This is a genomic window from Rhodococcus sp. EPR-157, from assembly GCF_001647195.1.
GTDB lineage: Bacteria > Actinomycetota > Actinomycetes > Mycobacteriales > Mycobacteriaceae > Rhodococcoides.
The window spans coordinates 1-24134 of the sequence record NZ_LVCV01000508.1 but is presented as its reverse complement, the minus strand read 5'-3'; the positions used below and the strand labels follow the sequence as shown (position 1 = coordinate 24134).

General features: G+C 63.8%; 23 protein-coding genes. 11 read left to right on the top strand and 12 right to left on the bottom strand.

Annotated elements, in window-relative coordinates; all coding sequences use genetic code 11:
• From A2J03_RS22985 to A2J03_RS22975, 3 genes are all read right to left on the bottom strand, one after another.
• Window positions 1-1226 (bottom strand): TolB family protein (locus A2J03_RS22985; protein WP_442971395.1); only part of this gene is annotated, 1226 nt, incomplete at its 3' end.
• 73 nt (window positions 1227-1299) lie between these two features.
• Window positions 1300-2010 carry a SigB/SigF/SigG family RNA polymerase sigma factor gene (locus A2J03_RS22980; RefSeq protein WP_231912668.1) on the bottom strand — a complete coding sequence of 237 codons (711 nt, stop codon included), beginning with the start codon at window positions 2008-2010 and terminating at the stop codon, window positions 1300-1302.
• Between the two features lie 74 nt (window positions 2011-2084).
• The gene (locus A2J03_RS22975; RefSeq protein WP_068378587.1) at window positions 2085-2507 is read right to left on the bottom strand and encodes an anti-sigma factor; all 423 of its coding nucleotides are present in this window, start codon (window positions 2505-2507) and stop codon (window positions 2085-2087) included.
• A gap of 250 nt (window positions 2508-2757) precedes the next feature.
• Here A2J03_RS22975 and malQ point away from each other — a divergent pair, with 250 nt between their 5' ends.
• On the top strand, window positions 2758-4923 hold the full coding sequence (malQ, locus tag A2J03_RS22970) for a 4-alpha-glucanotransferase (RefSeq protein ID WP_068378585.1): 2166 nt from the start codon (window positions 2758-2760) through the stop codon (window positions 4921-4923).
• A 52-nt stretch (window positions 4924-4975) separates the two neighbouring features.
• Complete coding sequence (fdhD, locus tag A2J03_RS22965) at window positions 4976-5800, top strand: formate dehydrogenase accessory sulfurtransferase FdhD (RefSeq protein ID WP_068378583.1); 825 nt, start codon at window positions 4976-4978, stop codon at window positions 5798-5800.
• Here the strand turns inward: fdhD and A2J03_RS22960 are convergent.
• Together A2J03_RS22960 and A2J03_RS22955 are read right to left on the bottom strand one after the other, a co-directional pair.
• Window positions 5790-6434, bottom strand: a complete 645-nt coding sequence (locus tag A2J03_RS22960) for a CoA transferase subunit B (protein WP_068378581.1) — start codon at window positions 6432-6434, stop codon at window positions 5790-5792. The two genes, fdhD and A2J03_RS22960, sit on opposite strands and share 11 nt — an antisense overlap.
• Window positions 6431-7177: a CoA transferase subunit A gene (locus tag A2J03_RS22955; protein WP_068378594.1), complete on the bottom strand. Its 747-nt coding sequence runs from the start codon at window positions 7175-7177 to the stop codon at window positions 6431-6433. Before A2J03_RS22955 ends, A2J03_RS22960 begins: the two co-directional genes overlap by 4 nt.
• Window positions 7178-7360: 183 nt before the next feature.
• Here A2J03_RS22955 and pcaH point away from each other — a divergent pair, with 183 nt between their 5' ends.
• From pcaH to A2J03_RS22925, 6 genes are read left to right on the top strand one after another with little or no spacing between them, the layout of a single operon-like run.
• Entirely contained in the window at window positions 7361-8107 is a 747-nt protein-coding gene (gene pcaH, locus A2J03_RS22950) for a protocatechuate 3,4-dioxygenase subunit beta (RefSeq protein WP_068378579.1), read from the top strand.
• Window positions 8100-8732 carry a protocatechuate 3,4-dioxygenase subunit alpha gene (gene pcaG, locus A2J03_RS22945; RefSeq protein ID WP_068378577.1) on the top strand — a complete coding sequence of 211 codons (633 nt, stop codon included), beginning with the start codon at window positions 8100-8102 and terminating at the stop codon, window positions 8730-8732. Before pcaH ends, pcaG begins: the two co-directional genes overlap by 8 nt.
• Window positions 8733-8748: 16 nt before the next feature.
• Window positions 8749-10086: a class-II fumarase/aspartase family protein gene (locus A2J03_RS22940; protein ID WP_068378575.1), complete on the top strand. Its 1338-nt coding sequence runs from the start codon at window positions 8749-8751 to the stop codon at window positions 10084-10086.
• A complete protein-coding gene (gene pcaDC, locus A2J03_RS22935; RefSeq protein WP_068378573.1) occupies window positions 10083-11252 on the top strand; it encodes a bifunctional 3-oxoadipate enol-lactonase/4-carboxymuconolactone decarboxylase PcaDC in 1170 nt (389 codons plus the stop codon). Before A2J03_RS22940 ends, pcaDC begins: the two co-directional genes overlap by 4 nt.
• On the top strand, window positions 11249-12079 hold the full coding sequence (locus tag A2J03_RS22930; protein WP_068378571.1) for an IclR family transcriptional regulator: 831 nt from the start codon (window positions 11249-11251) through the stop codon (window positions 12077-12079). The genes pcaDC and A2J03_RS22930 overlap by 4 nt, the downstream gene beginning before the upstream one ends.
• Window positions 12072-13295: an acetyl-CoA C-acetyltransferase gene (locus A2J03_RS22925; protein ID WP_068378569.1), complete on the top strand. Its 1224-nt coding sequence runs from the start codon at window positions 12072-12074 to the stop codon at window positions 13293-13295. Before A2J03_RS22930 ends, A2J03_RS22925 begins: the two co-directional genes overlap by 8 nt.
• An 11-nt stretch (window positions 13296-13306) precedes the next feature.
• Here A2J03_RS22925 and A2J03_RS22920 read toward each other — a convergent pair whose 3' ends face one another.
• From A2J03_RS22920 to A2J03_RS22910, 3 genes are read right to left on the bottom strand one after another with little or no spacing between them, the layout of a single operon-like run.
• Entirely contained in the window at window positions 13307-13591 is a 285-nt protein-coding gene (locus A2J03_RS22920; RefSeq protein WP_068378567.1) for a SelT/SelW/SelH family protein, read from the bottom strand.
• 36 nt (window positions 13592-13627) lie between these two features.
• Window positions 13628-15475, bottom strand: a complete 1848-nt coding sequence (locus A2J03_RS22915; protein ID WP_068378593.1) for a sugar phosphate isomerase/epimerase and 4-hydroxyphenylpyruvate domain-containing protein — start codon at window positions 15473-15475, stop codon at window positions 13628-13630.
• Window positions 15476-15525: 50 nt separating this feature from the next.
• A complete protein-coding gene (locus A2J03_RS22910) occupies window positions 15526-16416 on the bottom strand; it encodes a shikimate dehydrogenase (protein WP_068378565.1) in 891 nt (296 codons plus the stop codon).
• A gap of 124 nt (window positions 16417-16540) precedes the next feature.
• Between A2J03_RS22910 and A2J03_RS22905 the strand changes: the two genes are divergently transcribed.
• The 3 genes from A2J03_RS22905 to A2J03_RS22895 all read left to right on the top strand — a co-directional run bounded on the left by A2J03_RS22905 (window position 16541) and on the right by A2J03_RS22895 (window position 19686).
• Window positions 16541-17236 carry a TetR/AcrR family transcriptional regulator gene (locus A2J03_RS22905; RefSeq protein ID WP_068378563.1) on the top strand — a complete coding sequence of 232 codons (696 nt, stop codon included), beginning with the start codon at window positions 16541-16543 and terminating at the stop codon, window positions 17234-17236.
• 251 nt (window positions 17237-17487) lie between these two features.
• The gene (locus tag A2J03_RS22900; RefSeq protein WP_068378562.1) at window positions 17488-18846 is read left to right on the top strand and encodes an MFS transporter; all 1359 of its coding nucleotides are present in this window, start codon (window positions 17488-17490) and stop codon (window positions 18844-18846) included.
• A 9-nt stretch (window positions 18847-18855) separates the two neighbouring features.
• Entirely contained in the window at window positions 18856-19686 is an 831-nt protein-coding gene (locus A2J03_RS22895; RefSeq protein ID WP_068378560.1) for an N-acyl homoserine lactonase family protein, read from the top strand.
• Between the two features lie 71 nt (window positions 19687-19757).
• Here A2J03_RS22895 and clpX read toward each other — a convergent pair whose 3' ends face one another.
• The 4 genes from clpX to tig all read right to left on the bottom strand — a co-directional run.
• Complete coding sequence (gene clpX / locus A2J03_RS22890; protein ID WP_068378592.1) at window positions 19758-21038, bottom strand: ATP-dependent Clp protease ATP-binding subunit ClpX; 1281 nt, start codon at window positions 21036-21038, stop codon at window positions 19758-19760.
• A 319-nt stretch (window positions 21039-21357) separates the two neighbouring features.
• Window positions 21358-21999 (bottom strand): ATP-dependent Clp protease proteolytic subunit, encoded by a 642-nt coding sequence (locus A2J03_RS22885; protein WP_068378558.1) that lies wholly within the window; start codon window positions 21997-21999, stop codon window positions 21358-21360.
• Window positions 22000-22044: 45 nt separating this feature from the next.
• Window positions 22045-22695 carry an ATP-dependent Clp protease proteolytic subunit gene (locus A2J03_RS22880; protein WP_082898031.1) on the bottom strand — a complete coding sequence of 217 codons (651 nt, stop codon included), beginning with the start codon at window positions 22693-22695 and terminating at the stop codon, window positions 22045-22047.
• 81 nt (window positions 22696-22776) lie between these two features.
• Window positions 22777-24134, bottom strand: a 1358-nt coding sequence (gene tig, locus A2J03_RS22875; protein ID WP_068378556.1) for a trigger factor, incomplete at its 5' end; no start/stop codon positions are given.

Genomic DNA, 24134 nt, shown 5'->3' with positions numbered 1-24134 from the left:
ATCTCGGTGAGAGTTCCCGGCAGTTCCGGAAGCTCGTCGGCGAGGCGAAGTCGGCGGACGCTTCCCGTGGACAGATCGATGCGCACCGGATGCGGCGGCTGCAGGTACGACGCCTCGAGCGCGAAGATCGAGCCGTCGGTGCAGGCGTGCACGTGGGTGTACGCGGCATCGGCGTCGGTGACGCGTGTGGGTACTCCGTCGCGCACGAGGAATACCGGGGCGCGGCCGTTCTCGTCGGCTACGACGAGTATTCCGCTGCCGTCGGCCAGCCACACCGGATTCGTGGGCCACCGGTCCCATCCGGGCGCGGCGTCGACGACCGAACCGGTGTCGATGTCGATGTCGAGTTGCTGCAGTGTCATGCGGGGCGCCTCGTCGGGGGTGGACAGCGACTCCCTGACGAAAGCGACGCGACGGCAGTCGGGTGAGATCGCGGGCGATCCGAGGTCTGCGCCGTCGTCGTCGACCAGCACGGTCCGTTCACCGGTGGCGACATCGATCCTGACAAGAACAGTCCTGGACGTCGCGAGCGCACCGGGCACCGTCCAGGTGGACACTACGAACGTGCCGTCGGAACTGATGTCGTACGACGCCTCCCGCAGCGCACCCCCGGCGTCGGCCGTGATTCGGCGGACCGCATCGGTTTCGGTCGGATCGGCAGCGAACACGTCGGCGGCGTACAGCTGCGGAGAGGCGGGACCGAGGTCGTGGTCCCAGTACCGGATCGGGTAGCCCGTGTGCAGGATCGCCGAGACCTTACCGTCCTTGCGCAGCAGTCGGATTCGGTCGTCGTCGTCCTCCGTGTCGGCGGATGGGTGGACGTCGGACACGGCCACGAACGTGCGCGCGTGCGCCGCGGCTCGAATTCCGGAGAAGCCGGCCCCGCGGGAGACGAGGACGCGCGCCTCTCCGCCGTTCCTCGACAGCGACCAGACTGCACTGGACTCGTCGTCGCCAGGTGCACGCCGCAGGAAGAGCAGATCGCCCGTCGAGTCGAATGCGGGGCCGCTCGCCCCGCCTTCGTCGAAGGTGAGCCGGCGCGCCGAATCGACGCCTGCCACATCGATGTCCCACAATGCGGCGACGTACTTCGTTCCGTCGGCGTTCGGCTCGGAGATCGCGACGACCGCCCTCGAGCCGTCCTCCGACACAGCGAAATCGTCGACCCGCGGCGAGGACACATACCTGTCGAGGTCGTCGAAAATTCCTGTTGGCTTCTCTGACACTGGCGTTGCTCCTGGGATGAGAAGAGTCCGACGTTCGCTGTCGCGAATGCTACGGCGGACCGGCTCTCCTCGGTCAGCTCGGCCCGAGGTCTTCTCGCAACTGCGCCAACGTGCGCGCCAGAATCCGGGACACGTGCATTTGCGAGATGCCCATTCGATCGGCGATCTGCGTCTGTGTCATCGATCCGAAGAACCGCAGAATCACGATCTGACGTTCACGCTCCGGCAGCTTCTCGAGCGCAGGGCGAACGGTCAGGTAGCTCTCCATCTTCTCGAGCTCCGGATCGTCCGCGCCGAGGGTGTCCATCAGCGGGAGTCGGTCGTCACTGACCACCGAATCGACCGACACGGTCTGATAAGCGCTCCGCGCGAGCAACGCCTGCGAGGCTTCCTTGACGTCGATGTCGAGCTCGGCTGCGATTTCGCTGGCCGTCGGTGCACGACCGAGCTTCTGCGACAGTGTCCCCACGGCGCCGGAGATCATCGAGTTCAGCTCTTTCATCCGTCGCGGCACCCGCACCGACCACCCGGCGTCTCGGAAGTAGCGTCGCGCCTCACCCATGATCGTGGGTACGGCGAACGACACGAAGTCCGATCCGCGCTCGATGTCGAACCGATCGACGGCATTGACGAGGCCTAATCTCGCTACCTGCAGAAGATCTTCGTGCGCTTCACCACGGCCCCCGAACCGCCGGGCAATGTGTTCGGCGAGCGGCAGACAACGAGTGATGATGCGATCCCGCAACACCTGTCGCTGCGGTGAACCGACCTCCAATGCCTGCATCTGCTGGATGAGGGGTACAACTTCGCTGTAGTCGTCCGATTGACGCCGCGTAGGTTTTTCGTACGGCACGGGCACTAGACGTTGCTCCTCCGCTTGACCGCGTCGACTACCACGGCCGATCCGCCGTCGACCGACGATGCACTCAGTGAGATCGAGTCGGTCAAGGTGTTCAGCACGTGCCATCCGAAGCTGTCCGACTTCGGAACGCGACCGGTCTGCACCACCGATGTCGTGGTGATCCGCATACCCGCGTCACCGACGACGAACGAACAGCTCAGCTCGGCGCCCTCGACCGCGCCTGCGATCAACTCCGAGCACACCTCGTCCACCACGAGCTTGATGTCTGCAATGTCGTCGAGCGTGAAGTCCCCCAGTACTGCGAGTGTCTCTGCTACCGCGCGCACTACCGGCAACTGATCGGCGTCCGCGACCACTCGCAGCTCGACCGGTGCGCCGGAATTTCTTTCCAGCTCTTCGATCTTGCCAACGCCAGTCATTCGCGCTCCCTATCCGTTGTCTCGACTTTCCTCGTGGTTCACGCGTTCGTGCACCACCCTGCAATCAGAATTTCAGGTCCGGCAACTAGTGAGCCACCATGACCGCGATCAGACTACCCGGGGTCGTCGAAGTTCAATCCCAGCTGTCACCAGCGGTAAGCCGCTCGCGCTACTTGTGAACCGGGCCTGCCGTCGCCGCCCGAAACTCCTGCAAGTGACGTGAGCGAGCGCGCCTGGCACGATCACTGGAGTGACCTACACTTCGCAACTGCGCGAGCTTGCTGGAAAATGTGGCGTGTCCACGTCGTACCGCGGATGGGACCACACCGAACACGAAGTGTCCGACTCGACGCTTCACCACATTCTCGCGGCCCGCGGGATCGGCGCCGACACCGAGGACGACGTCGCCGCCTCGCTACGCGATCTCGACGAAGCGCCGTGGCGACGTACGCTCCCACCGGTCGTCGTCATCGTCCAAGGTGAGACTCATCGAGTGGAAGTCCATGTCCCGCACGGCGATCCGGTGTCGGTTCATGTCACGACGGAGCACGGCGAGCATGTCCCGCTCACACAGATTCAGGTGTGGGTCGATCCTCGCGAGATCGACGGAGCCCTGGTGGGGCGCGCGACGTTCGGTCTGCCCGCCGATCTGCCGATCGGTTGGCACACCGTGACTGCGGACAGCGAGATCGACTCCGCACATCGGACTCGCGCTCAATGCCCTCTCGTCGTCACGCCGAGGCGCCTGTCCGCCAACGATGCACTGCTCGGCGAGCAGCGGAGCGGTCTCGCGGCGCAGCTGTACTCGATCCGATCGGACAGATCGTGGGGAGTCGGTGACTACGCCGACCTCGCCGACCTGTCCACGATCGCAGGCGGAACCCACGGGTTCGACTACGTCCTCGTCAATCCGCTTCACGCTCAGCGTCCCGAACCCCCGGTCGAGGCATCGCCGTACCTGCCGACGACGAGACGATTTTTCGACCCGATGTACATCAGGGTCGAGGACATACCGGAGACCGCGTACCTGCCTCGTGACCAGTACGCAAAGGTGCGCGAGTCCGCGCGCCGCTTCTCGAAAGCGAACAAGCGCACGAGAAAGATCGATCGAGACCCGTCGTTTCGCGCCAAACTTCGCGCGCTGTCGAGGATTCACCGGGTCACGTTGTCTGCTACCAGGCAAGCCGAATTCGACGCCTTCTGCGAACGGGAAGGACATGGGCTCGACGATTTCGCCCTGTGGTGCGCACTCGCCGAGAAGTTCGGCCCCGAAGACAAGATCTGGCAAGTAGAAGCAGCGCATCCCGGCACCGACTTCGCCACTGAGTTTCGCTCGACCGCTGCCGATCGGATCGCGTTTCACAAGTGGCTGCAGTGGACCTGCGACCAGCAACTCGAGCGTGCCCAGCTGGCAGCGCGGCGCTCGGGCATGGACATCGGAATCATGCACGATCTCGCAGTCGGTGTGCATCGACAAGGCGCCGATGCGTGGACGCTCGGGGACGCTCTCACCGCTGGGGTGACAGTCGGCGCACCGCCGGACAACTTCAACCAGCAGGGCCAGAATTGGAACCAGCCGCCATGGAATCCGGATCGGTTGCGCGAGTTGGGATACGGGCCCTATCGCGACATGCTGCGCACGATTCTGCGGCACGCAGGCGGCGTACGCGTCGACCATATTCTTGGATTGTTCCGGCTGTGGTGGATCCCGCAGGCGGCTCGGACACCGGGCGACGGCGCCTACGTCGAGTACGACCACGAAGCGCTCATCGGCATCCTGGTGCTCGAGGCCGAGCGGGCGGGAGCTGTCGTGGTGGGAGAAGACCTCGGCGTGTTCGAGCCGCGAGTTCAGGAGTACCTCGGGCAACGCGGTGTGTTCGGTACGTCGATTCTGTGGTTCGAGAACGACGGCGACTCGCCCATTCCGCCCGAGAACTATCGGGAACTGTGCCTGACGTCGGTGACCACCCACGATCTACCACCGACCGTCGGATACCTGCGCGGCGAGCACATCGCGCTGCGGTCGCGCCTCGGATTGCTCGAACGGGACGTGGAAGCCGAAACCGCGCAGGACGCGGCCGGTCGCGAAGCAGTGCTCGACCTCGCGCGGACCCGGGGACTGCTGTCGGCGGACGCGTCGGAGAAGGAAACCGTCGAGGCGCTGTACCGATTGATCGCGCGGAGCCCCTCGAACCTGCTCGGCGTGGCGCTCGTGGATGCAGTGGGCGAGAACCGGATTCAGAATCAGCCGGGAACCGACGAGACCCAGTACCAGAACTGGCGGATACCGTTGGCCGACCACAAGGGTCGAGCGGTGTGGGTCGACGATCTCGTCGATCATCCGCGGATGGTGTCGTTGGTCGCGGCCCTGAACGAGGCAGCTCTGAAAGCGGGATTGCCGCCCGTGAGTGACTAGCTACGCCGGCGGGCAGTGATCGCGCTGGGAGGGAGAGGCGCATAATCGATTCATGGGACGAATCACCGCTCGGCGTCCGGTCGTCAGAATCCGTGGACCACACGAGACGTCTCGACCGGACACCCTCGTCGTCGAGGAACCACTCGAGATCCGAGTGAACGGATCGGCGCTCGCCGTGACGATGCGGACTCCAGGCCACGACGTCGAACTCGCGCACGGGTTCCTGCTCACCGAGGGCGTCATCGGCGGGCGTGCGGACATCTCGGCGGCCAGGTACTGCGACGGCGTCGACGACGCCGGCCAGAATACCTACAACGTCCTCGACGTCACTCTTGCACCTGGAGTGGCGCCGCCTGAGCCGGGTGTCGAACGCAATTTCTATACGACATCGTCGTGCGGAGTGTGTGGCAAAGGCTCACTCGACGCGGTTCGATTGAAAACACGGCACTCCCCCGCAGCCGACCAGACCGAGGTCAAAGCCTCGGTGTTGACCACCATGCCGGACACTCTGCGCGCGTCACAGAAGGCGTTCGACTCCACCGGCGGGTTGCATGCCGCCGCGCTGTTCGACGCCGACGGCACGATGCTCGTCTCCCGCGAGGATGTCGGACGACACAATGCCGTGGACAAGGTAATCGGGTGGGCGACGGGCGACAGTCGAGTTCCGCTCGTCGGCACGGTTCTGATGGTCAGCGGCCGTGCCTCGTTCGAGCTGGCTCAGAAAGCCGTCATGGCCGGCATCCCAATTCTTGCGGCTGTATCGGCACCGTCCTCGCTTGCCGTCGATCTTGCCGAGGAATCAGGATTGACCGTCGTCGGATTCCTGCGCGGCGAGGACATGAATCTGTACTCGCACACGCACAGAATCACACGGTGAGTGTGGCGCCTGTCGCCGCTACGACCTGCTCCACGGTGATGCCGGGTGCGGTCTCGACCAATCTCAGGCCGTGTTCGGTCACGTCCAGAACCGCCATATCGGTGATGATGCGCTGAACACATCCGACACCGGTGAGCGGAAGGGTGCACGACTTCAAGATCTTGGGCTCCCCTTTTTTCGACACGTGTTCCATCATCACGATGACTCGACGCGCACCGTGGACCAAATCCATTGCGCCACCCATACCTTTGACCATATGGCCGGGAATCATCCAGTTCGCGAGGTCACCCGTCTCGCTCACCTGCATGGCACCGAGTACGGCGACGTCGACCTGCCCACCGCGGATCATGCCGAACGACTGCGATGAATCGAAGTACGAGGCGCCGGGCAGAACCGTGATCGTCTCCTTACCTGCGTTGATGACCTCGGGATCGAGCTCGTCCTCGGTCGGGTACGGCCCTACTCCCAACACACCGTTCTCCGAATGAAGAATCACGGTGATATCGGTCGGCAGGTAATTGGGTACGAGAGTGGGCATACCGATACCGAGGTTGACGTATTCGCCGTCGCCCAGTTCCAGCGCAACCCGCGCAGCCATCTGCTCTCGCGTCAGCTTCGTGATGTTCTCGCTCATGCTCGCACCGTCCGCTGCTCGATTCCTACGGTCACCTTGCCGACGTGGACCACTCGCTGCACGTGAATCCCCGGCGTATGTACGTCGTCGGGTCCGATCTCTCCGGGTTCGACCAAGTGCTCGATCTGAGCAATGGTGATTCGCCCCGACGCAGCGGCGGGGGGATTGAAATTGCGTGCGCTGGCATGGAATACGAGGTTTCCGTGCCGGTCGCCCTTCCACGCATGAACGAGCGCGTAGTCCGCTACGATTCCACGCTCCATCACGTAGGTGATGCCATCGAATTCGCGCGTCTCCTTCGGTGGGCTCGCCAGCGCAATGCCACCGTGGCCGTCGTAGCGCAGTGGTAGGCCGCCGTCGGCCACCTGAGTTCCGACGCCCGCAGGTGTGAAGAAGGCCGGGATACCCGCGCCGCCGGCACGAAGCCTTTCGGCAAGTGTGCCTTGCGGGGTCAGCTCGACCTCGAGTTCGCCGGCGAGGTACTGCCGTGCGAATTCCTTGTTCGACCCGACATAGGAGCTGATCGTTCGGCGGATTCGACGCTTCTCCAGAAGCACGCCCAGACCGAAACCGTCGGTTCCGCAGTTGTTGCTGACGATCTCTAGATCGGTCGCACCCTGCTGCAGCACCGCGTCGATCAGGATTTCCGGAACACCGACAAGGCCGAAGCCACCGACCGCGACGGAAGCCCCGTCCGGCAGGTCGGCCACTGCTTCGGCAGCACTCGTCATCACTTTGTCCATCATGCCGACGACCCTACCGAACATTGTGCGTATTGTGAACACATCGCCGCTATACGAACATTTTGGCTGATTTCATTGCCTGACGCCCATCGTGAACGTAAAGTGGTTCGGATAGCGGCTGATCGTCCACATGGCGAACACTCAGAATTCGAATACACGTAACTCCAACGTGAGGAACAACCGATGCTCCAACTACCGCCCGACCTCACCGTCACCGGCGAAGCGAACCGGCCGTACCGCGACCAGTCCGGCGTCAACGCACCCCGCGACTTCGCCGAGTACCGCACCACCACGCTGCGGCACCCGAAGCAGCCGCTCACGCTTCTACCTCAGCGCCTGACCGAGATCACCGGCCCCGTCCTCGGCGAAGGCCGTGTCACCGCGGCGGATGCAGACCTCACGCTCGCGAACGGCGGTGAAGCCCAGGGCCAGCGCATCATCGTCCATGGGCGCGTCCTCGACAGTGACGGGCGAGCAGTACCGAACACACTCGTCGAGGTGTGGCAGGCGAACGCGGGCGGACGGTACCGCCACGCAGGCGACACCTGGCCCGCGCCACTGGATCCCCACTTCGACGGCGTCGGCCGAGTACTCACCGACGCCACGGGCAACTACCGATTCACGACGATCAAACCCGGCGCGTACCCGTGGGGCAACCACCACAACGCGTGGCGGCCGGCGCACATTCACTTCTCGCTCTTCGGTCAGGCGTTCACGCAGCGCCTCGTCACGCAGATGTACTTCCCGGAAGACCCGATGTTCTTCCAGGATCCCATCTTCAACTCGGCCCCCGAAGAGGCAAGGGGTCGCATGATCAGCGCGTTCGACTACGAAGCCACACAGGACAACTGGGCCCTGGGATTCCGCTTCGACATCGTCCTGCGCGGCCGCAACGCAACTCCGTTCGAAGGTGACGACCACGATGACTGACTTCGCTCCGAGATATCCCGTCACCCCGGGGATCGACTTCACGACGGTTTCGTTCGGGCAGACACCATCGCAGACCGTCGGACCGTACCTCCACATCGGACTGCCCTGGCCCGACGGCCCTGATGTGGTACCCAGCGGGACAGAAGGTTCCATCGACATCACTGTTACCGTCTACGACGGACATCGAACCCCCATTGCCGACGCCATGATCGAGACCTGGCAGGCCGACGCTGCCGGGCGTTTCGACCACCCGGACGACCCGCGGGGCCGTGCGGAACCGACGCCGGCACGCTTCCGTGGATTCGGCCGCGCAGTGGCGGATTCCACCGGAACCTCGACCGTGCACACCGTCAAACCCGGCCCGCTCCCCGCCGAGGACGGCTCGATCGAGGCCCCGCATATCGATGTCGGCATCTTCGCCCGCGGCATGCTGGAGCGGCTGGTCACCCGGATCTACTTTCCCGACGAGACCGAACGGAACTTCTCGGACCCTGTGCTGTCCGGAATGGACCCGCGGCAACGCGAGAAGCTGATCGCACGAGCAACACCCACCGGCTACCACCTCGATGTGGTAGTCCAGGACAGTGACCCGAACGGCGACGAAACTCCGTTCTTCGATCTGTGACGAACGAAAGCGATCGATGACGAACACCCGCGGATCCCTGTTCGACCCCACGTTCGGCAGCGGCGACGCTGCAGCACTCGTATCCGATCAGGCCTGGGTCACGGCGATGCTCGACGTGGAGGCCGCGTTGTCACGGGCTGCGGCACAGCACGGTCTGGTCGACGCAGCGCATGCCGAGATCGTCTCCACCGTGTCATCCGAGCTCGGCATGCCTGGCGTCGTCGATCTCGCCGAGCTGGGCGCACGCTCGGCTGTCGGCGGGAACCCCGTCATCCCACTCGTGGAGATCCTTCGACGAGCGGTCGCGTCACGAGGCGTCCCAGGCAGCGCCGTCCACCCGGGGGCGACGAGTCAGGACATCGTCGACTCCGCGCTGATGCTCCTCACACAGAGATCGCTGACGGCAATTCGATCCTCGATCGGCGGCGCGATCACTGCGGGCGCGCACCTCGCTCGGGTGCACCGGGACACCCCGATTGCCGGGCGCACCCTCGGTCAACAAGCCCTGCCGACGACATTCGGTGCCGTCGTGGCCGGCTGGGTGGCAGGCTTGGCGCGAGCCGACGATGTGCTCGCACGGGCAGAAGTTTCGCTCGCGATTCAGTTCGGCGGCGCCGCAGGGACTTCGGCGGCTCTGTTCCCCTACGGCCCGAAGGTTGCCGACACGCTGGCGGATGAACTGGGCCTTGCACATCAGGGGGTTCCCTGGCACACCGAGCGCACCCGGATGGGCGAGGTCGCAGGCGCCCTCGGCGTAGTGGCCGGAGCAATCGCAAAGCCCGCCCTCGACATCACCCTCCTGGCCTCGACCGAAGTCGGCGAAGTCGAAGAAGCCGCTCCCGGCGGATCCTCGGCTATGCCACACAAACGAAACCCGGTCGCGGCCATCACTGCACGCGCCGCGGTCAAGCGCGTCCCCGGTCTCGTCGCAACCATGCTGAGCTCGATGGAGCACGAGCACCAACGTGCGGCAGGCGCGTGGCATGCGGAGTGGGAAACCCTCACCGATCTACTCCGACTCGTCGCCGGTGGCGCCCACCAGGTGGCCGTCAGCATCTCCGGGCTGAAGGTGCATGTCGACGCCATGGCCCGAAATCTCGACATCACCCACGGACTCCTGCTGGCCGAGCGCGTCACCACCGCACTGTCCGATCACACCGACTCCGCCCGCGAGATCGTCACGGTCGCATGTGCATCGGGTTCCCCTCTCGACGAGGACCCCTCGATCTCCGAGTTTCTCGATCCCGACGTGGTTCGGGAACTTCTCGATCCCGCGCAGTATCTGGGCCACGCAGGCGACATCGTCGACCGCGTAGTTGCCGACGTCCACACTCGAAGCGAAGGAAGATCATGACCGTCGAACTGTCTTACGACCTGGTACCCGGCCCCTCGGGTGACACCACCGTCGTGCTGATCGGATCGCTCGGGTCGGAACGCTCGATGTGGGATCCACAAATCCCGGGACTCTCCGACGTCGCGGATGTCATCGCGGTCGATCTACGCGGGCATGGAAAATCACCGGTTCCGCAAGGCCCGTACTCCGTAGCGGACATGGCCGGAGACGTTCTTGCCGTGCTCGACTCGCTCGGTCGTGATCGCGTGCACCTCGTCGGACTTTCGCTCGGCGGCGCGATCGCTCAGTGGATCGCCGTGCATCGACCTGCCCGCGCACTCACACTCACGCTGCTGTGCACGTCGGCTCGCTTCGGCGAATCGCAGGCATGGCTCGACCGCGCTGCAGCGGTCCGCACCGACGGCACCGAGTCGCTGGCCGATGCCGTTCTCTCCCGCTGGTTCACGCCCGAACTGATATCGCGCGACACCGAACTCGCGGCGCGACACCGGGCGATGATCAGCGCGACTCCCGACGAGGGCTATGCCGCGTCGTGTGAAGCGTTGTCGCAGTGGGACAACAGAGCCGACCTGGGCCGAATCAGCGTTCCGACTCTGGTCGTCGCCGGCGAGCAGGATCCTGCAACGACGCCCGCCGACATGGCAATCATCGCCGACGGTGTCGCGAGATCACGATTTCACGTTCTGCCCGAGGCCGCACATCTCGCCAACGTCGAACAGGCGGGTCGCATCACCGCGCTCATCGTCGAGATGATCACGGGCAGTGTGTACGACGCAGGTCGACGGGCCGCACACGATGCGGGCATGGCCGTACGCCGGTCGGTACTCGGCGACGCCCACGTCGAGCGCAGCATCGCGCGCACTACTGAGTTCACCGCACCGTTCCAGGATTTCATCACGCGGACGGCCTGGGGTGACGTGTGGACCCGCGAAGGACTCGATCACCGCACCCGACGATTGCTCACCCTGGCGATTCTGACCGCGGTAGGCAACCAGCACGAACTGGACATGCATATACGTGCAGCTCTGCGAGCGGGACTGGACCCCAAGGAGATGGCCGAGGTGTTCCTCCACACCGCTGTGTACGCGGGTGTCCCCAACAGCAATGCCGCGTTCGCGATGGCCGACGCCGCCCTGACCGAGACCGCGCGATCGGAGACCTCATGAGCGAACGGCTCGCACACGAACAGCGGGACCCGTCACCTGACTATGTCCAGTCGTTGGCACGCGGTCTCGCGGTCATCAGGGCCTTCGACGCCGAACACCCCCGTCGAACGCTCTCCGACGTTGCCAAGACGACCGATCTGACCCGCGCGACTGCACGTCGCTTCCTGCTGACGTTGGTCGAACTCGGTTACGTCCGAAGCGACGGATCCATGTTCTGGTTGACTCCACGTGTCCTCGAACTCGGCTACAGCTACCTGTCGTCCCTGACCCTGCCGGATGTCGCAGGTCCACACCTCGAATCCCTGGCGGAACAGGTCCGCGAGTCGTCCTCGGTGTCGATCCTCGACGGCGACGACGTCGTGTACGTCGCTCGAGTTCCGGTCAGCAGAATCATGACCGTGGCAATCACCATCGGAACTCGGTTCCCGGCGTACGCGACGTCGATGGGACGCGTTCTGCTTGCGGGGTTGTCCCCGGAGAAGCTCGAGGACTACCTCGGCCGCGTCGAGCTCGCAGCCCTCACCGGGAAGACGATCACCGACCCGGCATCGCTTCGCGCGGAGCTGGATGACGTACGCGCACAAGGATACTGCCTCGTAGACCAAGAACTCGAGGAGGGGCTGCGATCGATCGCGGCCCCGATTCGCGACCACACCGGCGAGGTCGTCGCCGCCGCCAACGTGTCGACGCAGGCCGCGCGGCACAGTGCCGACGCTGTGCGCGAACACCTGCTGCCCGCGCTTCTGCGGGCGAGCAGCGCAATCGAAACGGACCTCGATCGCGTGCACTCGCAATCGACCGACCACAAAGGAAGTCTTCATGCCTGACGCCGTAATCTGTGAGCCGCTACGGACGCCTATCGGGCGTTTCGGCGGGGTGTTCCGCGACATCACGCCCGAGGCGCTCGCCGCAACCGTCATCACCGAACTCGTTGCACGCACCGGAATTTCCGGTTCCGACATCGACGACGTCATCCTCGGACAGGCGTCGCCGAACGGCGACGCGCCCGCCATCGGCCGCGTCGCTGCCCTCGACGCCGGCCTCGGCGTCGAAGTGCCGGGCCAACAGATCGATCGTCGCTGCGGGTCCGGCCTGCAGGCGGTGCTCCAAGCATGCATGCAGGTGCAGTCCGGCGGCAACGACCTGGTTCTGGCCGGTGGTGTCGAAAGCATGAGTCAGGCCGAGTTCTACGCAACCGGAATGCGCTGGGGCGTCAAGGCCGAGGCCGTCGCGCTGTCGGATCGCCTCGCTCGCGCCCGAGTCACCGCGGGCGGCAAGAACTATCCGGTACCCGGCGGCATGATCGAGACCGCGGAGAACCTGCGTGCCGAGTTCTCCATCAGCCGGGCCGATCAAGACGCGCTCGCAGTCCAGTCCCACCAGAAAGCCGTGACTGCCCAGAAGAACGGTGTATTCGCCGAGGAGATCGTCGGCGTCTCGGTCCCTCAGCGCAGATCCGACCCTTTGATAATCGACACCGACGAACACCCCCGCGCCGACACCAGCGTCGACAGCCTGTCCAAGCTGCGGGCCATTCGCGCGAAGATCGATCCCGAGTCCACTGTCACCGCAGGCAATGCCAGCGGACAGAACGACGGCGCGGCTCTGGCGATCGTGACTACTCCCGAAAAGGCAGCCGAACTCGGATTGCGACCGATCGCCAAGCTCGTCAGCTGGGCAGTTGCCGGCGTTCCGCCACGCACCATGGGTATCGGACCGGTCCCCGCGAGCGAGAAAGCGCTCGGTCGCGCCGGCCTCACACTCGCCGACATGGACGTCATCGAACTCAACGAGGCGTTCGCTGCTCAGACTCTCGCGGTGCTGCGCACGTGGGGCATCGAACCCGACGATTCTCGTCTGAACCCCAACGGCTCCGGGATCTCGCTGGGACACCCGGTCGGAGCCACCGGCGGCCGGATACTCGCGACGCTGCTGCGCGAAATGAGGCGTCGGGACGCGCGCTACGGATTGGAAACCATGTGCATCGGCGGCGGCCAGGGACTCGCTGACGTCTTCGAAAACCTAGGCAGTAGAACGACCTAGCGAGACCCGCACTAGGACGTGCGGTCGACGTGGCCGAGATCGCGCTCCGGCGCGACTCGGTCCCGTACCAGCTGCTTCAACACGGTGATCTCGGGAAAGCCGCCGCGCTGCTTGCGGTCCCAGATCATCTCGCCGTCGACCTCGATGCGGAAGACGCCTCCCGTGCCCGGAATCAACGCGACTTCGGACAATTCCTGTCCGAACGTGTTGAGCAGTTCCTGAGCCATCCATCCTGCTCGCAGCAGCCACTGGCATTGCGTGCAGTACTCGATCGTGACGCGGTTCGGCGAGGTCATAGTCCGAGATTCTGCCCGGTGTTCGCGACGCTCGCGCTACGGCTGCAGCTGGGCCGCAAGCCGAACTGCCGAGTTCACCTCGCCGTAGCCGCAGTATCCGCCTCGCCTCTCGCACACCTCGAAGAACAAGTCCTGCCCTACCACGGGTGTGAAGAAGTGCAGGAATTCCCCGCCGGACCCGTCTGCGTCGTAGAGAATTCCGTAGTTCTTCAGCAACGCGAGTAGTTCGAGATCCAGATCGAACCGCGCTGCGAGGTCGTCGTAGTAGTTCGACGAAATCGCCAGCGGACGGAATCCGCGTGCAACCATTCGTTTCGCCGCAGCGACGATGTCCGCACATCCGAATGCCACATGGCTGACGCCGCCGCGTCTGGCTGCCGGGAGCGGATCAGTGCCGGACGAGCGACCGGGAACCATGTTGAGCGAGATTCTGATCGTGCCGTGCCCGGTCGCCAGTGTCAGCGCCTGGCTTCGTATCGAGCCCACGGCGTCGACGACGTCCTGACCTTCGTGCGGGGTCATTCCGAACACCGACCGCAGCAGCAGCATGATGCCGTCCCAGCTATCTGCGGGTACCGCGAGTGCGATGTGATCGACGGCGCCGACTATCGGAGTAACGGTTGGGAGGTCACTCCGGGGAACCAGGTCGAACGCGGACTGCCATGCACCCGCGCTCGCCCGCGTACGGAGATCCAACGACGTCGCGTCGGTGACGTTCATCCTGACGACGTCGTGCCGGCTGTCCTGGACTCCCGGCCTGTCTTGGACTCCCGGCATCGATACCGAGTCCGCCGGGACCCCGAAAGCCCGTGCACGCGTCTGCCATTGCTCTGGGTCGTCGCTGCGCACACCGATCTGCGCGAGGGCCGGCAGATGTGCGGGAACTCCGGGTGCCGTCCACAGGCTGTCGACGGTCGTGTCCACGGCGATTGCGAGTTGGCCCTGGGTGTAGAGCTGCAGACCGTGTTCGCTGTGCGCGGCGGTCATCTCGAATCCGAGGTGTCGCACCGTCTGTCCCAGCTCGTGGGCGCGAGAGGGTCCTGCCGCGATCCGAAGCGAGACGATGTTCTCGATGGGTCCGGGCGCCGGGGCCTCGAACAGAGTCTCAGGCCGGTCCGACTGCCGCACCGAGACCTGCTCCTGGAGGTACAGCAGCGACCGGTGCGCATCGGCGGCGGTTCTTCCCGTTGCCGACTCACGGAAGATATCGTTGAAGATTTCCAGTGACCACGGGCCGTCGTATCCCGATTCGACGACGTGCGCACCGAATACGGTCAGATCGAAGTTGCCTTGACCGGGAAAGCAACGATGGTGCCGGGACCACTGCAGCACATCCATGACGAGATGCGGGGCGTCGGCGAGTTGAAGGAAGAAGATCTTCTCACCGGGGATCTTCGCGATGCCCGACGGATCGTCACCGCGCGAGAGTATGTGAAAGCTGTCGAGGCAGGTTCCGAACGATGGGTGGCCGACCTGCTCGACGATCTCCCACGCGTGCCGGTAGGTCGAGACATGCGTGCCCCACGCCAACGCTTCGTAGGCCAACCGCATACCGCGTGACTGCGCAAGTTCAGCGGCTCCGGACATCTGCTGCACCAGACGATCGTCGTCGGTCACGGCCCCGGGCAACGGTGAGGAGCACACGAGCAGCAGGTCGCACCCGAGGCTCTCCATGACGTCGAATTTGCGTTGCAAGCGAACGAGATTGCGCTGATAGCGGGATTCGTCGGCGCTGTCGAGATCACGAAACGGCTGATACAGATCGATGGACAGACCAAGATCCGCGGCCTGCGCGGCGATGTCCGAAGGCCGGTACGGAGAACTGACAAGGTCCGGTTCGAAGAGTTCGAAACCGTCGAATCCGGCCTCGGAAATCGCCGTCATCTTCTCCCGAAGCGATCCGCTCAACGAGACCGTCGCCACCGACGTCCGAATCACGAGAGTGCACCGGCGAGGGAAGTCGTGTCCTCGCGACCGATCAACTCCTGCATATGCGCCGACATGCGGATCGCGTCGGCCGGCCGACCCGTGAATATCTCGAAGGCATCCGCGGCCTGGTGAACGGCCATTCCCGTTCCGCTCAACGTCCGGCACCCACGGGATTCGGCCGCGATCAACAGTTCCGTCTTCGCCGGTCGGTACACGACCTCGGCGACCCAGGTCTGGGGTCGAAGCAACGACGGGTCGAATGCAACTCCCGGATGCGCGACCATCCCGACCGGTGTTGCGTGTACGACTCCGTCGGCCGCGGCAAGCACACCGGCGATATCGGCCGGGCCCGCCGCCGCGAACTCGGTGGCCGGAAACATCGATTCGAGGCTGCGCGCGGCCGACCGTGCCCGGCCTGGGTCGGCATCGATGACGGTCAGCGTGCGAACGCCCTTGCTGGCCAACGCATATGCCACTGCGGCTCCGGCTCCGCCCGCCCCGATCTGAGCGACCTGGTCCATCCGGACACCTGCCAACCCGAGCTCGAAGCTTCGTCCGAAGCCGGACCAGTCGGTGTTGTGGCCGATCTTCTTCCCCTGGTCGAACAACACGGTGTTGACCGCTCCGAGCTTGGCAGCGTCATCCGACAGCTCGTCGAGAACGTCGATGACCGATTGCTTGAAGGGGTGCGTGATGTTGAGGCCGCGGAACCCGAGGTCAGCTGCAGTGTCCACCAACCGAGGAAGATCGTCCACCGTCAGTGCCAGCGCCTCGATGTCGACGATCCGATACACGTAGCGCAGTCCCTGAGCAGCACCTTCTCGCTCGTGCATAGCCGGGGTCAGTGACTTTCCGATGCCTGTGCCGATCAGGCCGCAGACCAACGATTCGTCCACGCAGGACTCCCTCTGTGTGCTGTGAATTCACAATGTACGAACTAGTGAGTTAGTGCACAGTACCTCGCGGGAGCCGTTCACCCAACCGTTTCCAACGTCCGATCCGCAGATAGAGTGCTGTTTCATGACACGCCCGCGTCCTCAGAAGCCGTCCGAGCAGGGCGGCAACACCGAGGACACCGGCAAGCGCCGACGCAACAGCGATCTCACCCGCCACAACATCCTCGAAGTGGCGACGAGCGAGTTCGCCGACAAGGGGTACTCCGGCGCCAGGGTCGACGAAATCGCCGCGCGAACCCACACCACCAAACGAATGATCTACTACTACTTCACCGACAAAGAAGGGCTGTACCAGGCAGTTCTCGAACGCTCGTACAGCCAGATTCGCGATCGTGAACGCGAGCTCGACACGGAGGGGCTGACCCCCACCGAGGCGATACGGGCGATCGCTTCACTGACGTTCGACCACCACGAGCACAACCCGGATTTCATCCGCCTCGTCTCCACCGAGAACATCCTCCGCGGCGAGCACATCCGCAAATCCGAGGCCCTGAGCAACCTCGGCAACCCCGCCGCGGAACTGCTCGAATCCATTCTGACCCGAGGACAAGCCGAAGGGCTATTTCGCAGGGACGTCGACGCCCTCGACGTTCACATGGCCATCAGCAGCTTCTGCGTCTTCCGCCTGTCCAATCGCTACACCTTTCAAGCACTGTTCGGGCGCGACCTGACCGACCCCGCGCACCGGGAGCACCTTCGGACGATGTTGGGCGAGATGATCATCGCGTTTCTGACGTCGACCGCTCCCCTGTCTTCCTGACACGCCACTTTCCTGACGCGCCACCTTCTTGACGGACCGGTTTCCCGACGCGTGGTTGCCTGCCGGCCGGAACCCGGCGCACCGAAGAAATTGTCGACTGGACCTCTTTGGGGCTTGACACGTGGCCCCGGTCACGTTCAATATCTACTCACACCGCGTTTTAACCATTTAGTACATTACGTCCGGCCCGAGGTCGCCTCGGCTCGTCGACCTGGTGTCCACCTCCCCGATCACGCGAAGAGAGACCGAAGATGACCGATCCTGCGACGCCCCAGCCGCACCACAACGGTGCACGGGCCACCGCCAATCCGAAGCGCGCCGCAACGGCAGCCTGGGTCGGCAGTGCGCTCGAGTACTACGACTTCTTCATCTACGGAACAGCAGCAGCCCTCGTCTTCGGTCGGGTGTTCTTCCCTGGATCCAACGCTGCGACCGGCACCCTCCTGGCGCTCGCGACGTTCGGTGTCGGCTACCTTGCGCGCCCGCTCGGCGCGCTGGTACTCGGCCACATCGGCGATCAATACGGGCGCAAGAGAGTGCTCGTCGCGACAGTTCTCCTGATGGGCGTCGCGACACTCGGCGTCGGACTACTGCCCTCGTACGACAGCATCGGAATCGCCGCGCCGATCATTCTCGTCTTTCTGCGCCTCCGCCAGGGCTTCTCGGCAGGCGGAGAGCAAGCGGGCGCCAATTCCATGACACTCGAACACAGCCCGGACAACCGTCGCGCGTTCTTCACCAGCTTCACCCTCAGCGGAACCCAGGGCGGTCAGATCCTGGCGACCGCAGTCTTCCTTCCTGTTGCCATGCTTCCCGAAGAGCAGCTACTGACATGGGGCTGGCGAATTCCGTTCTTCCTCAGTGCATTCGTCGTTCTCGCCGCATTCCTCATCCGCCGCTCGCTCGACGAGACCCCGGTTTTCGAGGAAGAACTCGCCGCGGGAGAGCAGCCGAAGATGCCCCTGTCGACTCTGCTCACCGATCATTGGCGTTCGGTGCTCCGCGTCGTGTTCGCAGCCGTGATCGCCTCGGTCAGCACGATATTCAGCGTCTATGCGCTGTCCTACGCAGTCAATACCGTCGGCTTGGATCGCACTCCGATGCTGTGGGTCGGCGTTCTCGCCAACGTGGCCGCACTCTTCGCGCTTCCGTTCTTCGGTGCCCTGTCCGATCGCATCGGTCGCAAGCCGGTCTTCATCTTCGGCTCCACCGGATGTGCACTTCTGATGTTCGGTTACCTGTGGTCCATCTCGACAGGCAACTACCTGCTGATCTTCGCTTTCGGCATCGTCATGTTCGGTATCGTCCACAGCGCGACGGGCGGCGTCTGGCCGGCGTTCTACGGTGAGATGTTCCCTGCCAAGGTCCGACTGTCAGGCACAGCCATCGGAACGCAGATCGGTTTCGCCATAGCCGGATTCGCTCCCACCATCGCCAGCGCCATCGCCGGTGACGGCATCGGAGCATGGTTTCCCGTGGCGATCATCACCGCAGTGTTCTGTGCCATCAACATCACGATCGTCGCCACCTCACGTGAAACGTTCCGCGTTCCGACCGAAAAGCTAGGGCTCACCAAGAAGGAAGAAGCGGCCGTTCGTGCGACGGTCTGACACCCCAACATGACGGACAACCACACCGTTCCGACGGCGGCCGCGATCCGGCCGCCGTCGGATGAGTGCTTCACGGTCTACGCTCTGCACTACGCATCTCGAACAGCGAAGCGCGAGCAGCACTTCCACTACTGCGACGGACGCGGACACGAACCTCACCCCACCGCCTACTACGTGTGGCTGGCGGTGTCGAAGACCCACACCGTGTTGATCGATGCCGGTCTCGCCCCTGATACAGCCGCGAACATCGACGGTCTCGAGTACCACGGATCTCCCACGGAACTCATTGCGGCTCTTGGCATCTCTCCAAAGCAGATCGACCTTGCAGTCCTGACCCACCTCCACTACGACCACACCGGAATTGTCGCCGACCTCCCCCGTGCACAGTACGTTGTCCAAGCCGAGGAGCTACGCTACTGGACCGGGCCCCTCGCTCGCCGGAACGTCAGGGAGCAGTGGCTCAGCTCGACGAAGGACGTTTCGCACATCCAGTCGGTCGGCGGCCGCCTCCGACTCGTCGAGGGCGACGAGGAACTGTTGCCAGGTCTGTCGGTGCACCTCGTCGGCGGGCACACCGCGGGCATGCAAGTGGTGCGGATCAAGACGGTGGACGGCCACGTGGTGATCGCGTCGGACGCGAGTCACTACTACGAAAACATCGAAGACGATTCACCGTTCGCGATCCTGCGCGACGTTCCTGGGATGTACTTCGCGTTCGACCGGATCAACGAGCTCGCGGACGGTCCACACCTGGTGGTTCCAGGGCACGACCCCGAAGTGGCCCGTCGCCACGTCCCCTTGACCACAGTCCCCCGCGCCCACGCCATCGTGATCGCCTGACTTTCGGCCGTCAACCGCACAAAGGCCCGGTCATCGACTTCGATGACCGGGCCTTTTCGTTTGCCGTTTTACTACGCCGACTTGTCTCGACGCTCCGGACGCTCGGGCTTCCGCGGAACGATCGTGGGCAACACGTTGTCGTTGACGGTCTCCGATGTCACGACGACCTTGGCCACGTCGTCGCGGCTCGGGATGTCGAACATCACCGGGTTGAGAACCTCTTCGAGGATCGCGCGGAGACCACGAGCACCAGTTCCACGAAGAATTGCTTGGTCGGCGATAGCCTCCAGCGCATCCTTGGTGAACTCGAGCTCGACGTTGTCCATCTCGAACAACCGGCTGTACTGCTTGACCAGTGCGTTCTTCGGTTCCGACAGGATTGTGACCAGTGATTCCTTGTCCAGATTGGTCACCGACGCGACAACTGGCAGACGACCGATGAACTCCGGGATCAGGCCGAACTTGATCAGATCTTCCGGCATGACCTCGGCGAAGTGATCCTGCGTGTCGATTTCCGCCTTGGACCTGACCTCGGCACCGAATCCGAGCCCACGCTTGCCGACGCGATCGGACACGATCTTCTCGAGCCCGGCGAAGGCGCCGGCAACGATGAAGAGCACGTTCGTCGTGTCGATTTGAATGAACTCTTGATGCGGATGCTTACGGCCACCCTGAGGCGGGACGCTTGCCTGGGTACCTTCGAGAATCTTCAGCAGCGCCTGCTGCACGCCCTCACCGGAGACGTCGCGGGTGATGGACGGGTTCTCGCTCTTGCGAGCGATCTTGTCGACCTCGTCGATGTAGATGATGCCGGTTTCGGCGCGCTTGACGTCGTAGTCCGCAGCTTGAATGAGCTTCAGGAGGATGTTCTCGACGTCCTCACCGACATACCCGGCCTCGGTCAACGCGGTGGCGTCGGCGATCGCGAACGGGACGTTGAGCATCTTGGCCAGCGTCTGCGCGAGGTAGGTCTTGCCGCAGCCGGTCGGTCCGAGCATCAGGATGTTCGACTTAGCGAGCTCGACGGTTTCCCCGCGGGCGTCCCGTGCCTTGTCCCCTGCTTGAATGCGCTTGTAGTGGTTGTAGACGGCCACGGCCAGCGTTCGCTTGGCGGTGTCCTGCCCGATCACGTAGTTCTCGAGAAAATCCCTGATCTCGGACGGCTTCGGCAGATCGTCGAGTTTGACCTCGCTCGACTCCGCGAGCTCCTCCTCGATGATCTCGTTGCACAGGTCGATGCACTCGTCGCAGATGTACACACCTGGACCAGCAATGAGCTTCTTCACCTGCTTTTGGCTCTTGCCGCAGAACGAGCACTTCAGCAGATCGCCACCGTCACCGATGCGTGCCATGTTCGAGGTTCCTACTTCCTTGTCCGCGTCTGGTCGACGGACACCCTGCAGATGCCAATACAACCGTGAGCAACTTCTCGATCGACAGCGTTCGAGTCCTGATGCGACCGTACCCGTGTTCCGCAGAACCGGGCGAGTTGTTTCCGGTGATTCGCCGCCCGAATTCTTGACTATTCGAGCCCGGTCACCGAACTACGCCGCCATTGTCGCTCCGATGGCCTCGAAACGGTGCGGCTGTCCGCGTCCGAAGGTGTCGAGCGCCAGCGCGTGCGCCACCTCTCGACACCTTCGAGCGGTCCTGCGAAGATACCCGCTTGGGCTACTTCTGTGCCGACAACTTGCGGTACTCGAAGACAGTATCGATGATTCCGTAGTCTTTTGCCTGCTCGGCAGTCAGGATCTTGTCGCGATCGGTGTCCTTGCGGATGACCGCGGGGTCCTTACCGGTGTGGCGTCCCAGCGTCGTCTCCATGAGTCGACGCATACGCTCGATCTCGGCCGCCTGGATCTCGAGGTCGGACACCTGGCCCTGAATTCCACCGCTGGACGGCTGGTGAATCAGCACTCGAGCGTTGGGCAGAGCGGCGCGCTTGCCGGGGGTACCGGCCGCGAGCAGAACAGCTGCAGCCGATGCAGCCTGTCCGAGGCAGACGGTCGCGACGTCGGCGCGGACGTACTGCATCGTGTCGTAGATTGCCATCAGCGAGGTGAACGATCCGCCGGGCGAGTTGATGTACATCGTGATGTCGCGATCGGGGTCGAGCCCCTCCAGCACGAGCAGCTGAGCCATCACGTCGTTGGCGGACGCGTCGTCGACCTGCACTCCGAGGAAGATGATGCGCTCCTCGAACAGCTTGTTGTACGGGTTCGACTCCTTGACGCCGTAGCTGGAGTGCTCGACGAAGGACGGCAGGATGTACCGCGAGGACGGCATCTGATTCGGTTCGAACAAGTTTGTCATCGTTTCTCCAAGAAGTGGGTTTTCGAGGTTCGGATACCGGGCGATCTAGTCGCCGATGCCGCCTGCCTGCCGTGCCCGCGACACCACGTGGTCGACGAAGCCGTATTCCTTGGCCGCTGCTGCCGTGAACCACCGGTCACGATCGGAATCCTCGGTGATCTGCTCCACCGTCTGACCGGTGTGCAAGGCGATGAGCTCGGCCATCTCGCGCTTGGTGTGCGCAAACTGCTCCGCCATGATCGCGATGTCGCTTGCGCTACCACCGATACCCGCGGACGGCTGGTGCATCATGATGCGCGCGTGCGGCAGCGCATAGCGCTTGCCCTTGGCACCTGCCGAGAGCAAGAACTGCCCCATCGACGCTGCGAGGCCCATTCCATAGGTCGCGATGTCGCACTCCGCGAACTCCATGGTGTCGAAGATGGCCATGCCCGCGGTGACCGAGCCACCGGGTGAGTTGATGTACAGCGAGATGTCCCTGGTGGGATCCTCGGCGGAGAGCAGAAGAATCTGTGCGCAGAGCTTGTTCGCGATGTCATCGTCGACCTGAGTACCGAGGAAGATGATGCGCTCGCGAAGCAGACGCTCGTACACGGAGTCACTGAGATTCAAGCCGGAAGCGGCCGAAGTCATGACGGGACTCTGCTGGTGCGAAGCCGCCGGATTCTGAACAGTCACGGTACCTGCCTTTTCCATACGATCGTTGGTTCCTGATACAGACACTAACGAAAGACGGCGGCCCCGGAGTCCCGGAACCGCCGTCGTTCGCTGTCAGCGTTACTTCTCTTGTTCACCCTCGGCAGAATCGCCTGCTGCAGGCTCTTCCGTGTCAGAGGGACTACCGAAAAGCTCGGAGGTGTCGACGGCTGCACCGGTGGAGTCGGTGACGTTCACGCGGTCGACGACCGAGGCAAGTGCCTTGCCGCGACGCACGTCTGCGAACACCGCACCGAGCTGGTTGGCCTGCTGCACCTGCTGGATGAACTCTTCCGGCGAGATGCCGTAGCGCTGCGCCTGGAAGATGATCCGCTCGGTGAGCTCGTCCTGTCCGACCTGGGTGCCCTCGGCCTCGGCGATAGCGTCGAGGAGCAGCTGCGTGCGCACCGACTTCTCGGCCGTGTCCTTGATGTCCTTGTCGAACTCTTCACGGCTGGAGCCCTGCGACTCGAGCAGCTCAGCAAGCTTGGCCTCGTCGTGGTCGAGTCCGTGAATCGCCTCGTGAATCTGCGAGTCGACCTCGGCCTTGACGACGGCCTCGGGAGCCGGAATCTCGAGGGTCTCGAGCAACGTCTCGAGCACCTTGTCGCGAATCTGGCCGGCCTGCTCGACCTTCTTCACACGCTCGACGCGCGTCTTCAGATCGGCGAGAAGCTCGTCGATCGTGTCGAACTCGCTTGCAAGTTGCGCGAACTCGTCGTCGGCCTCGGGCAGCTCGCGCTCCTTCACGGAGACGACCTTGACGGTGACGACCGCTTCCTTGCCCGCGAACTCGCCTGCAACGAGGGTGGACGTGAAGTCCTTCGACTCGTCGACGGACACACCGACGATGGCGTCGTCGAGTCCTTCGATGAGCTGACCCGATCCGACCTCGTGCGAGAGCCCGTTGGCGGACGCTTCTTCGACGGTCTCACCGTCGACGGTGGCGGACAGATCGATCGAAACGAAGTCCCCGTCCTGAACCGGACGGTCGACACCCGTGAGGGTTCCGAACCGCTGACGCAGGGACTGAAGCTGCTCGTCCACTGCTTCGTCGGTGATCTCGAGGGGATCGACGGTGACGTCGATGGTCGAGTAGTCGGGAAGCGCGATCTCGGGACGAATGTCGACCTCGGCGGTGAACGTGAGTTCTTCGCCGTCCTCGATCTTGGTGATCTCGATGTCGGGCTGGCCGATCACCTTGATCTTCTCGTTGGAGACAGCCTCGGAGTAGCGCGTGGGAAGGGCATCGTTGACGACCTGCTCGAGCACGGCGCCGCGTCCGACGCGGGCCTCCAGAAGCTTGGCCGGTGCCTTGCCCGGACGGAAGCCCGGCAGACGGATCTGCTGTGCGAGTGCCTTGTAGGCGCGGTCGAAATCAGGCTTGAGCTCCTCGAAGGGCACCTCAACGTTGATACGGACTCGCGTCGGGCTGAGCT

Excerpts from the sequence above, each read along its gene's own strand:
- A2J03_RS22925 (WP_068378569.1), top strand. The coding sequence starts at position 12,072 with ATGCCTGACGCCGTAATCTGTGAGCCGCTACGGACGCCTATCGGGCGT.
- A2J03_RS22940 (WP_068378575.1), top strand. The coding sequence starts at position 8,749 with ATGACGAACACCCGCGGATCCCTGTTCGACCCCACGTTCGGCAGCGGC.
- A2J03_RS22960 (WP_068378581.1), bottom strand. The coding sequence starts at position 6,434 with ATGAGCGAGAACATCACGAAGCTGACGCGAGAGCAGATGGCTGCGCGG.
- pcaDC (WP_068378573.1), top strand. The coding sequence starts at position 10,083 with ATGACCGTCGAACTGTCTTACGACCTGGTACCCGGCCCCTCGGGTGAC.
- pcaG (WP_068378577.1), top strand. The coding sequence starts at position 8,100 with ATGACTGACTTCGCTCCGAGATATCCCGTCACCCCGGGGATCGACTTC.
- A2J03_RS22915 (WP_068378593.1), bottom strand. The coding sequence starts at position 15,475 with ATGACGGCGATTTCCGAGGCCGGATTCGACGGTTTCGAACTCTTCGAA.
- A2J03_RS22895 (WP_068378560.1), top strand. The coding sequence starts at position 18,856 with ATGACGGACAACCACACCGTTCCGACGGCGGCCGCGATCCGGCCGCCG.
- fdhD (WP_068378583.1), top strand. The coding sequence starts at position 4,976 with ATGGGACGAATCACCGCTCGGCGTCCGGTCGTCAGAATCCGTGGACCA.
- A2J03_RS22905 (WP_068378563.1), top strand. The coding sequence starts at position 16,541 with ATGACACGCCCGCGTCCTCAGAAGCCGTCCGAGCAGGGCGGCAACACC.
- pcaH (WP_068378579.1), top strand. The coding sequence starts at position 7,361 with ATGCTCCAACTACCGCCCGACCTCACCGTCACCGGCGAAGCGAACCGG.
- A2J03_RS22955 (WP_068378594.1), bottom strand. The coding sequence starts at position 7,177 with ATGGACAAAGTGATGACGAGTGCTGCCGAAGCAGTGGCCGACCTGCCG.
- A2J03_RS22920 (WP_068378567.1), bottom strand. The coding sequence starts at position 13,591 with ATGACCTCGCCGAACCGCGTCACGATCGAGTACTGCACGCAATGCCAG.
- A2J03_RS22885 (WP_068378558.1), bottom strand. The coding sequence starts at position 21,999 with ATGACAAACTTGTTCGAACCGAATCAGATGCCGTCCTCGCGGTACATC.
- A2J03_RS22880 (WP_082898031.1), bottom strand. The coding sequence starts at position 22,695 with ATGGAAAAGGCAGGTACCGTGACTGTTCAGAATCCGGCGGCTTCGCAC.
- clpX (WP_068378592.1), bottom strand. The coding sequence starts at position 21,038 with ATGGCACGCATCGGTGACGGTGGCGATCTGCTGAAGTGCTCGTTCTGC.
- A2J03_RS22930 (WP_068378571.1), top strand. The coding sequence starts at position 11,249 with ATGAGCGAACGGCTCGCACACGAACAGCGGGACCCGTCACCTGACTAT.
- A2J03_RS22975 (WP_068378587.1), bottom strand. The coding sequence starts at position 2,507 with ATGACTGGCGTTGGCAAGATCGAAGAGCTGGAAAGAAATTCCGGCGCA.
- A2J03_RS22980 (WP_231912668.1), bottom strand. The coding sequence starts at position 2,010 with ATGCAGGCATTGGAGGTCGGTTCACCGCAGCGACAGGTGTTGCGGGAT.
- A2J03_RS22900 (WP_068378562.1), top strand. The coding sequence starts at position 17,488 with ATGACCGATCCTGCGACGCCCCAGCCGCACCACAACGGTGCACGGGCC.